Origin of the sequence: Brevundimonas sp. (genome assembly GCF_032107865.1) — a bacterium.
Lineage (GTDB): Bacteria > Pseudomonadota > Alphaproteobacteria > Caulobacterales > Caulobacteraceae > Brevundimonas.
Map to the genome: position 1 here is coordinate 1 of NZ_DAMCNG010000097.1, position 10,013 is coordinate 10,013.

Annotated in this window: 12 protein-coding genes; 10 read left to right on the forward strand and 2 right to left on the reverse strand. The window is 67.6% G+C overall.

Features of this window, described 5'->3' with window-relative positions; all coding sequences use genetic code 11:
• The first annotated feature begins 6 nt into the window (after positions 1-6).
• The 8 genes from RT567_RS09515 to argC all read left to right on the forward strand — a co-directional run bounded on the left by RT567_RS09515 (position 7) and on the right by argC (position 5,660).
• On the forward strand, positions 7-135 hold the full coding sequence (locus RT567_RS09515) for a prephenate dehydratase domain-containing protein (RefSeq protein WP_409516163.1): 129 nt from the start codon (positions 7-9) through the stop codon (positions 133-135).
• Positions 136-444: 309 nt separating this feature from the next.
• Positions 445-1,206 carry a chorismate mutase gene (locus tag RT567_RS09520; protein ID WP_125899832.1) on the forward strand — a complete coding sequence of 254 codons (762 nt, stop codon included), beginning with the start codon at positions 445-447 and terminating at the stop codon, positions 1,204-1,206.
• 83 nt (positions 1,207-1,289) lie between these two features.
• Positions 1,290-1,898 (forward strand): SPOR domain-containing protein, encoded by a 609-nt coding sequence (locus RT567_RS09525; RefSeq protein WP_313576058.1) that lies wholly within the window; start codon positions 1,290-1,292, stop codon positions 1,896-1,898.
• A gap of 120 nt (positions 1,899-2,018) precedes the next feature.
• On the forward strand, positions 2,019-2,852 hold the full coding sequence (locus RT567_RS09530; protein WP_313576060.1) for a division plane positioning ATPase MipZ: 834 nt from the start codon (positions 2,019-2,021) through the stop codon (positions 2,850-2,852).
• Positions 2,853-2,877: 25 nt separating this feature from the next.
• Positions 2,878-3,309, forward strand: coding sequence for a molecular chaperone DnaJ (locus RT567_RS09535; RefSeq protein ID WP_313576062.1), 432 nt, complete (start codon positions 2,878-2,880; stop codon positions 3,307-3,309).
• 345 nt (positions 3,310-3,654) lie between these two features.
• Positions 3,655-4,128: a 50S ribosomal protein L13 gene (gene rplM, locus RT567_RS09540; RefSeq protein WP_313576076.1), complete on the forward strand. Its 474-nt coding sequence runs from the start codon at positions 3,655-3,657 to the stop codon at positions 4,126-4,128.
• A 2-nt stretch (positions 4,129-4,130) separates the two neighbouring features.
• A complete protein-coding gene (rpsI, locus tag RT567_RS09545; protein WP_087138861.1) occupies positions 4,131-4,619 on the forward strand; it encodes a 30S ribosomal protein S9 in 489 nt (162 codons plus the stop codon).
• A gap of 105 nt (positions 4,620-4,724) precedes the next feature.
• On the forward strand, positions 4,725-5,660 hold the full coding sequence (gene argC, locus RT567_RS09550; protein ID WP_313576064.1) for an N-acetyl-gamma-glutamyl-phosphate reductase: 936 nt from the start codon (positions 4,725-4,727) through the stop codon (positions 5,658-5,660).
• 19 nt (positions 5,661-5,679) lie between these two features.
• Here the strand turns inward: argC and RT567_RS09555 are convergent, their stop codons facing one another.
• Positions 5,680-6,057, reverse strand: coding sequence for a hypothetical protein (locus tag RT567_RS09555; protein ID WP_313576066.1), 378 nt, complete (start codon positions 6,055-6,057; stop codon positions 5,680-5,682).
• Complete coding sequence (gene phaC / locus RT567_RS09560) at positions 6,054-8,021, reverse strand: class I poly(R)-hydroxyalkanoic acid synthase (protein WP_313576068.1); 1,968 nt, start codon at positions 8,019-8,021, stop codon at positions 6,054-6,056. Before phaC ends, RT567_RS09555 begins: the two co-directional genes overlap by 4 nt.
• A gap of 61 nt (positions 8,022-8,082) precedes the next feature.
• Between phaC and RT567_RS09565 the strand changes: the two genes are divergently transcribed.
• Together RT567_RS09565 and recJ are read left to right on the forward strand one after the other, a co-directional pair.
• Positions 8,083-8,562 carry a hypothetical protein gene (locus RT567_RS09565; protein WP_313576070.1) on the forward strand — a complete coding sequence of 160 codons (480 nt, stop codon included), beginning with the start codon at positions 8,083-8,085 and terminating at the stop codon, positions 8,560-8,562.
• Between the two features lie 160 nt (positions 8,563-8,722).
• On the forward strand, positions 8,723-10,013 hold a 1,291-nt coding region (recJ, locus tag RT567_RS09570), incomplete at its 3' end, for a single-stranded-DNA-specific exonuclease RecJ (RefSeq protein ID WP_313576072.1).

Genomic DNA, 10,013 nt, shown 5'->3' on the forward strand with positions numbered 1-10,013 from the left:
GACGACGTGACCCGCGCCGCCGTGGCGCCCGCCCGCGCGGCCGAGGTCTATGGGTTGGTGGTTCTGCGCAACGATTTGCAGGATTTCAGCGACAACCGGACCCGTTTTGTCCTCTTCACGGCTCCTGATGCTTGACCGCGCATAAAGTTTGCGGCTTTAAGGTCCGGTCGGATCGACCTTGATCCAAGAACCGGACCGGATTCATGTCCTCGCTGCGCGCACAAATGACCGTTGAAACCACCACGCGCGCGGTGGCCGGCTTTTATTTTGGCTACGGCTATTACGGCTTTCGATACGCCGGCTGAGGCGTCGGGCTTCTAACCAACCCTGACCGTCTCACTGGCGACCGCTTCTTCCCAAGCGGCCATTCTGCGCGTCCCTGCCTGATCTCTATCGGCGGCCGCGGCTTCCTTATCGAAAATCTCATGCCGAAAGCCATCTCCCATGTCGCAATCCGCCATCCAGCAAGTCTGGCCCGCTGAAACTGTTGAACTGAGCGCCGAACAGAAGGCGCTGGCCGCCTTGCGCGCCGAAATCGACAGCCTGGACGATCAGATCCTCGAACTGTTCGAACGCCGCCTGTCCGTCGCCGCCCAGGTGGGCAAGGCCAAGGACGCCCCGACCGGCCCCCACACCAAGCTGCGCCCCGACCGCGAACAGGCCGTCCAGGCGCGCCTTCTGAAGCAGTGCGACCCTGAGAACCGCGAGGCGGTCGAGCATCTGTGGCGCGAGATCGTCGGCTGGGGCCTGGCGCGTCAGGGCCGTCTGCAGGTCCAGGTCTGGGCCCCCATCGACCCCGCCAAGGCCGTGGACGGCGCCCGTCTGCGCTTCGGCGCGGCCGCCGACATCAAGCTGGTGCTCGACCCGCAGGCCGCCCTGGCTCATGCGGCCGAGGGCAAGGGCGTGGCCGTCCTGTCGATCAGCGGCGACGATCCCTGGTGGATCGGCCTGCGCCGCGAATGGTCGATGCTCAGCGTCTTTGACGGCTACGGCGGCGAGACGCCGACGTCTCTGGCCGTGGGCAAGATCGATCCGCCGGCCCTGCCGAAGGGCCGCCGCGTCGTGGTTACGGCGGGCGGCGATGCGGGCGACGGCTCGGGCGCGCGGCGCTGGGGCCTGAACACCCACCATGGCTGGACCCTGGCCCTGACCGACGCCGATGTGGCGCCGGGCGATGTCGAGGGCGGCGTCGGCGCCATCGGCTGACGCCACGAACTGAGGAACAGGGTGAATCGACGTTAAGCCTGTTCCTCAACCCTGTCTCAAAATCCGTCGTTCAATGTGGCGGCATGAACGCTTCCGTCCTCCTGCGTCTTGCGCCGATCTGCGTCCTTTCCGGGCTGCTGATCGGCTGCGGCGTGGTGGAAAGCGACCCCAGTCGGTTCGAGAGCGCCGCCGAACGGATCGCCGCCATTCCCTTGTCCGCCGAGGATGCAGGCGGGGCGCGGGTCGCTGCGCCGGATCAACCGCGTGAGCGGGCCGCGCCGCTGAAGGTCGAGCTGATGACGCCGCATGAGCTGTGGGATGCGCGCGAGGGCCTGACCGCCAGGGTCCGCCTGGCCTCTGCGCCTGCACCTGCGCCGACGGCCTATCCTGATCCCGAGGCTCCGCCGCCGACCGTGACGGCGCCCAAGCCTGCCGTAGTCGCCGCTCGCCATGTGCAACTGGGCGCCTATTCCAGCGAGGACAGCGCTCGTGCGGCTTGGGCGCGACTGAACCGCGGGCCGGGCGGGGCGGTGTTGTCGGGACTCCAGCCCTTCTATGAGGCGGTCGAGGTCGGCGGGCGTCGCCTGGTGCGGTTGAAAGTCGCCGCTTCCGCCGGGCAGGCTCAGGCCCTGTGCCGCGACCTGGCGGCTTCGGACCCGTGGTGCGCCCGACCCGGCGCGGCCTCGGTCTGATCGTCCACAGGCTCAGCTTAAGGTTTCGTTGACGATTGCCGCTCGGAGGCTGATCTTGCGGCCCATGGGCGGGCGGCGGACGAAGATGAGTCGCGCCTGCTGATCACAGTGGGATTTCACATGGCGCAGCCTCAGGTCATCGTCATCGGCAATGAAAAGGGCGGGGCGGGCAAGTCCACCCTCGCCATTCACATCGTCACCGGCCTTCTGCACGCCGGACGCAAGGTCGCGATCATCGATCTGGACCTGCGCCAGCGGTCGATGGAGCGCTTCTTCGCCAACCGCGTCGCCTGGACCAAGGCTAACGGCCATGAACTGCCGCTGCCCATCGTGCCCGACATGGGTGACGGCAAGCTGCTGCATAAGGCCGATGAGGCCGAGCAACTGGCGCGCTTCGAGGCCGCCTTCGCCGAGGCCAGGGCCGTGGCCGACGTCATCCTGATCGACACGCCGGGCGGTGACACGGCCCTTTCGCGCGCCGCGCACGGCCGCGCCGATCAGATCGTCACCCCGATGAACGACAGCTTCGTCGACTTCGACCTGTTGGGTGAGGTGGACCCGGTGACGCTGGATCTGGTCAAGCCGTCCATCTATTCCGAAAGCGTCTGGGAGGCGCGCAAGCACCGCGCCATCACCGAGGGCCGTCAGGTGACGATCGACTGGATCGTCGTCACCAACCGTCTGGCTGTCGCCGAGGCTCGCAACCGCCGCCGTCTGGCCTCGCGCATGGCCAAGCTGGCCAAGCGGGTCGGCTTCCGTGTCGGGCCGGGCCTGCGCGACCGGGTCATCTATCGCGAACTCTTCCCCTTCGGCCTGACGGTGGCGGACCTGTCGAACGACATCCGCCCGGTGTCGGTGTCGCTGGCCCACGTCGCCGCGCGTCAGGAGATGCGCAACCTGATGCAGGCCCTGGGCCTGGACGACGCCATCGCCGCCATGGACGCGGCGGCCTGATCGCTTCATGGGCCAATAGAACTTTATGGGATTGATCTGGCTGGGTCTGGCCGCTGTGGCCCTGTGGGCCATGGTGCGTCTGGGCCGCCAGACCGAGCGCGCCCGGCGCGGCCACTGGCGTATTTCGGCCACTATATTGAGCGCCGCCCTGCTGGCCGGAGCGGTGTTCGCCGCCGCGCGCGGCGCGTGGCTGATTGCTAGCGGCATGGCGTCTGCGGCCGTCTGGCTGGCGGTGCAATCGCGCATCCGGCCTATGGCGGGCAGGGCGGTTCAACCCGCCGAGCCCATGAGCAAGGCCGAGGCGCGGTCAATCCTCGGCGTTGCGGCCGATGCGGACGCCCAGACGATCCACGCGGCCTGGCGCCGCCTGATGGCGCGCGCCCATCCCGATCAGGGCGGCACCGAGGGCCTTGCCGCTCGCGTCAACGCCGCGCGGGATCGGCTGCTGAAGGGGTAGGGCGCTTTCCTTCTCCCCTTGTGGGAGAAGGTGGCTGCCGGAGGCAGGCGGATGAGGGGTGTGAGCGTCTCGTCTGCCGAAGAGTCTGGCGGAGGGGAAGCGCTGCATGTCGCGTCGACACCCCTCATCCGGCCCTTATGGGCCACCTTCTCCCACAAGGGGAGAAGGAACAAGGAGTGGGTATTTTAATACCGCATATAAAATATCAAATAAAATCAGATATTTATATCAAAGTCGCCGCCGTAACCGACATTGACCTTCGGCGCGCGACCCTCTATCACCCCGGCCTCCGCCCGATCCATCTGGTTCGGGCCGCGTTTTTCGTCTTCCAGGACCCTCATCATGCTGAAGAGCACCACGGCTTCGCTGAAGCCGGCCGAGGTCGATAAGAAGTGGATCCACATCGACGCCGAAGGCGTCGTCGTGGGTCGCCTCGCGACCTTCATCGCCAACCGCCTGCGCGGCAAGCACCTGCCGACCTACACCCCGCACGTTGACTGCGGCGACTATGTCGTCGTCACCAACGTCGACAAGGTGGTGTTCACCGGCAAGAAGACCACCGACAAGGTCTACTATCGCCACACCGGCCACCCGGGCGGCATCAAGGAAACCACCCCGGAGAAGGTTCTGGGCGGTCGTTTCCCCGAGCGCGTGCTCGAGAAGGCCGTTGAGCGCATGCTGCCCAAGGAGTCGCCGCTGGCTCGCAAGCAGATGACTCACCTGCGCCTGTTCGCCGGCGCGGCTCACGAACACGAAGCCCAACAGCCCACGACCATCGACTTCAAGTCGATGTCGTCCAAGAACACCCGGAGCGCCTGAGCATGACCGACGTGACTCAAGACACCGCCGCCGGCTTTGACGCCCTGAAGGGCCTGGGCACCGCCGCCGCCGAGGAAATCGTCCGCGAGCCGAAGATCGACGCCCTGGGCCGTTCGTACTCGACCGGCAAGCGCAAGAACGCCATCGCCCGCGTGTGGGTGAAGCGCGGCACCGGCAAGATCACCGTCAACGGCAAGGACGTGGCGGCTTACTTCGCCCGCCCCGTGCTGCAGATGATGGTCGCCCAGCCGCTGAACGTCTCGGACCGCGCCACCCAGTACGACGTGATCTGCACCGTCGAAGGTTCGGGCCTGTCGGGCCAGGCCGGCGCCATCCGCCACGGCCTGTCGCACGCCCTGACCCACTACGAGCCGGAACTGCGCAAGGTTCTGAAGCCGCACGGCTTCCTGACCCGCGACAGCCGCGTCGTCGAGCGTAAGAAGTACGGCCGCGCCAAGGCACGCCGCAGCTTCCAGTTCTCGAAGCGCTAAGTCGCAACCGCGACTGGGAATACAAAGGGCGCTTCGGGGAAACCCGAGGCGCCTTTTTCTTTGCCCTTCTTCCACTGCGGTAGAAGGACATTTCAGGAGCATGAGATGACCCACACCATCTTCATCGACGGCGAGGCTGGAACGACCGGTCTGGAGATCCGCGAGCGTCTGGAGGCGCGCGGCGATCTGAAGCTGATGCTGCTGGGCGACCGCCGACGCGATGTCGAGGCGCGGCGCGAGGCGCTGAACAGCGCCGATGCGGTCATCCTGTGCTTGCCTGACGACGCGGCCATTGAAGCCGTATCGATGATCGAGAATCCGGCGGTACGGGTCATCGACGCCTCGACCGCCTATCGCGTGGCGGACGGCTGGACCTATGGTTTCGCCGAGATGGATGCGGCCCAGCGCGCGGCCATCGCCGCCTCGACGCGGGTGTCGAACCCCGGCTGCTATCCGACGGGCTTCATCGGCCTGATGCGGCCGCTGGTGAAGGCGGGACTGGTCCCGGCCGACTGGCCCGTCACGATCAATGCGGTGTCTGGCTATTCCGGCGGCGGCAAGGCCATGATCGCCGAGTTTGAAGGGGCGGGCGCTTCGACCGCCTTCCGCGCCTATGGCCTGACGCTGAAGCACAAGCATGTGCCGGAAATGACGAAGCACGCGGGGCTGTCGCGCCCGGTGCTGTTCTCGCCGGCCGTGGGGAACTATCGCCAGGGGATGCTGGTGGAGATCCCGCTGCACCTGTCGGCCCTGCCGGAAACGCCCTCGGTCGAGCGGCTGCACGGCGCCCTGGTCGAGGCCTATGAGGGCCAGCGCTTCGTCGAGGTCGCCGAGATCGACGAGACCGAGGCCATGACCGGCATCGAGCCCGAGGGTCTGAACGGCACCAACCGGATGCGTCTGCACGTCTTCGGGGATCGCGGCGGGGAGCAGGCGCGTCTGGTCGCCCTGCTGGACAATCTGGGCAAAGGCGCCTCGGGCGCGGCGGTCCAGAACCTCAACATCATGCTGGGCCTGGACGAGGCGACCGGCCTCAAGTGAGGCCGATCCGGGCGCGCGATCAGCGCGCCCGCGCCGCCTTGATCGCCGACTCCACCGTTCCGGCGAAGAAGACAGCGGCGATGATGATCAGCAGGCCGTAGTCGTGACCGGGGAAGACCAGCGGAATACCTGCCGCCAGAATGATCAGCGCCGGAAACAGGCTGGCCCAGACGGCGGTCGAGGCGGCCTGGGGGTGGATCATCGGCGGGCGGACCCAGCCCATCTTCGCGCGCATGATGGCGTTCATGGGTACAAAGGCGACCGGCACGATCACCGCGACCACCACATACTTCAGCAACTGACCCGGCTCGCCGAACAGGGTCGCCGTGGCGATCAGCAGGATCAGCGGAATGGCCGTGGCGACGGCCAGCAGCAGGTTGGGCTCGATACGCTTCAAGACTTCACTTTCACATAGGCGCCGGGCGCCGGTTCGATGGGCTTCAGCGGCCCGGTTTCAGGATTGCGCGCGGCGATCTTTGCACCCGACTTCGCGCCCAGCCAGTCGGCCCAGTGCGACCACCAACTGCCCGGATGCTGTTCCGCGTCCGCTTGCCATTCCTGAAGCGTTTCGGGAAGGGCGGCGTTGACCCAGTGCTGATACTTGTTGGCCGAGGGCGGGTTGATGACCCCGGCGATGTGGCCCGATCCGGCCAGGGTATAGGTCACCGGCCCGCCGAACAGCCGCGCCGAGCGATAGACCGAGTTCATCGGCGCGATGTGGTCCTCGCGGCTGGCTTGGAAATAGAGGGGAATGCGGACCTTCGACAGGTCGATGCGCTCGCCGTCGATCTCCAGCTCGCCCTTCGATAGGGCGTTCTGGCCGTACATCAGGCGCAGGTATTGCAGGTGCAGCCGCTTGGGCATCCGCGTCTGGTCGGCGTTCCACGACAGCAGATCGAAGGCGGGCGGCGCCTTGCCCATCAGATAGTTGGACACGAAGAAGGACCAGATCAGGTCGTTGGCGCGCAGAGCGTTGAAGGTGTCGGCCATCGCCGTGCCGGGCAGGACGCCGCCTGCCTCGTCCATCAGCCGCTCGACCTCGGCGAGCCAGTGTTCGTCGGTGAACAGCAGCAGGTCGCCCGCCTCCGCGAAGTCGTGCTGGGCGGCGAAGAAGGTGGCGGAGGCGACGCGGTCGTCGCCCTTGGCCGCCATGTGCGCCAGGCTGGCCCCCAGCATGGTGCCGCCGATGCAGTAGCCGACGGTGTTCACATGCGTCTGGCCGCTCTGCTCCAGCGTCTTCTCGACGGCGCGATAGACGCCCTTCTTCATATAGTCGTCGAGGCCGAATTCCGCCTTGTCGCGGTCCGGGTTGACCCATGAGCAGACGAAGACGGTGAAGCCCTGCGCGCTCAGCCAGCGGATCAGGGAGTTCGCCGGTTGCAGGTCCATGATGTAGAATTTGTTGATCCACGGCGGGAAGATCAGCAGCGGGATCGCGTGCTGCTGGTCCGTCGCGGCGTCGTACTGGATCAGCTCGAACAGCTCGTCGCGCCAGACGACCTGACCCGGCGCCGTGGCGACGTTCTCGCCCAGGACGAAACGGCCGTAGTCGGCTTGGCTGATCTTCAGCGATCCGGCGCCGCGCTCCAGATCGGCCGCGAAGTTCTGCATTCCGCGCACCAGGGATTCGCCGTTGGTCTCGGCCAGGGCTTTCAGCGCCACAGGGTTCGACGCCAGGAAGTTGGCGGGCGAGAAGGCGTCGGTCAGCAGGCGGGTGAAGAACTCGGCGCGGCGCTTCACGCGCGGGTCCACGTCTTCGACGCTGGAGACCAGGCTGTTCATCCAGTCCGAGGTGGCCAGATAGGACTGGCGCATCATGTCGAACATGGGGTTTTCGGACCAGGCGGGGTCGCGGAACCGCTTGTCGGACGGGGCGGGGCTGTCGACTGTCTCGCCCATGGCGCGGCGGGTGGTGGTCGACCACAACTCCATGTAGCGGCCGAACAGGTCGGCCTGCGCCTGGAACAGTTTTTCGGGGCGGGCGGCCAGGCTGGTCATGACCGAGGACATGGCCGGGGCCACGTTGAACGGGTCGGGCGACAGGGCGGCGGGGCGGTCGGCCTGCGACAGGGCCGCCTCGGCCACCGCCGTCTGGGCCATCATCGCCGCCTTGGCCAGGTTCAGCGACAGGGTCTCGAGCTGCTGACGCTGTTCGGCGCTGAAGGCCATAAAGTCGGGCGTGGGAGAGGCCGCTTCGGCCTCGGGCGCTGGGGCCGCGGCGGGCGACGGTTCGGACGTTTCAACCGGGGCAGCGGCCTTTTTCACGCGCGGCTTGGCCGAGGTCGGGCGTCCGGCCTTGCGCGGTGCGGCCGTCTTTTCCGGCGCATCTGGGGACGAAGCCTTGGTCGGGCGCTTGGCCATGGCGAACCTCCGATGGGGGCGCGCAAATTTGCGCGCCTTCCTCCCGACGCGATGATGGCATATGTCAGTGACCGAAATGAACGCGATTGTGCTGAAAAAGACGGGATGGACGGCGGCTTGGGGCATGGCCCTGGGCTCGGCCTTGGTTTTGGGCGGCTGCGTCAGCGCCTTCGAGCCGAAGACCGACCCGACATCGCCCCTGGCGCCCAGGGTGCAGCAGTTGGTCGATGAGAATCGCCAGTATCCGCGCTGGGCCGATTTCCCACGCAGCAGTTCGCCCTTGCCCGCTCCGGCCGAGATCGCCGCCAATGTCGGTCGTCTGGAAAGCCGCAACGCGGCCCTGACCGCCGAGACGGCCCGCATCGACTGGACGTTGAACACCGATCCGGCCGCCTTCGTCGCACAGGTCAACCGTCGCGTGGACGCCAGCCAGATGTCGCCGCAGACCCTGCGCACGGCGGAAGAGGTCGAGGCCTACGCTGAGGCATTGCGTCAGCGCGCCAAGGCGCCGCCGCCGATCGACCGCCCGCGTCCGCAATAGTCGTCGCGGCGGCCTAAGGTCGCCGTTTAGGGTTTCGTCGCCCGCCTGGGCGAATCCGGCGATCCTGCCGCTCCGGCCGCGTTTCGCCGTCCTGAGTGCGAGGAGCCGTCATGGCCCATGTCCCGTCCGAACCCCATGGCCGCCTTGGCGGAACGTCCTGATGGCTGACGGCGCCGCTTCGCCTGCCTTCCTCGGCGTCAGTCGCTCCCTGTCCGGGCGGGCCTGGCGACAGCGTCCGGCCGAGACGGCGACGACTCGCGCCCATATGCAGGCGCTGGGTCTGGACGAGCCGCTGGCGCGGGCGCTGGCGTCGCGCGGCGTGGCGGGCGAGCAGGGCGCCGACTTCCTGAAGCCGACGCTGAAGGCGCTGTTTCCCAATCCGTCCAGCTTCATGGATATGGACGCCGCCGCCGCCGCCATCGTCGATGCGTTGCAGGCCGAGGCCAGCATCCACGTCTTCGCCGACTACGACGTGGACGGGGCGTCCAGCGCGGCCCTGCTGGTGCGCTGGTTCCGCACCCTGGGCGCCGACCTGCCCATCTATGTGCCTGATCGCCTGACCGAGGGTTACGGCCCCAGCGCGCGGGCCTTCGACACGCTGAAGGCGCGGGGCGCCGATCTGGTCATCACCGTCGACTGCGGCGCCGCGGCCAATGAAGCCGTGGCCCATGCGGCGGGCATCGGTCTGAAGGTCGTGGTCATCGACCATCACATGATGCGCGAAGAGCCGCCGGCCTGTCTCGCCGTGGTCAATCCGAACCGGCCGGGCTGCGGCTCGGGACAGGGCAATCTGGCGGCGGCGGGCGTGGTCTTCGTCCTGCTGGCCGCCCTGAACCGCGAGGCGCGCGGGCGGGGTCTGTTCGAGGGCAAGACAGAACCCGATATCCGCCAGTGGCTGGATCTGGCCGCCATGGGCGCCATCTGCGACGTGACGGGCCTGACCGGCTTCAACCGCGCCTTGACCAGCCTGGGGCTGGGGGTGATGTCGCACTGGCGTAATCCGGGCCTGCGCGCCCTGCTGGCGGCGGCGGGCGCCGAGCCGGGACCGGCCAAGACCAATCACGCGGGCTTCATCCTGGGACCGCGCATCAATGCGGGCGGACGGATCGGCAAGTCGGACCTGGGCGCGCGCCTGCTGTCCACGGATGATCCCGATGAAGCGCGGATGCTGGCGCAGGAGCTGGACGCCCTGAACATCGCCCGACGCGAGGTCGAGGCCGAGGTCACTGAACAGGCTGTCCGCCGCGTCGAGGCGACCGGCGCCCATGCCGACGACAGCGCCGCCGTGGTCGTCAGCGGCGAGGACTGGCACCCCGGCGTCGTCGGCATCGTCGCCGGACGCCTGCGCGAGCGTTGGAGAAAACCCGTCCTCGTCATCGGCGTCGACGCCGTCAACCGCGTCGGCAAGGGCTCGGGCCGGTCGCAACCCGGCATGAACCTGGGCCGGGCGG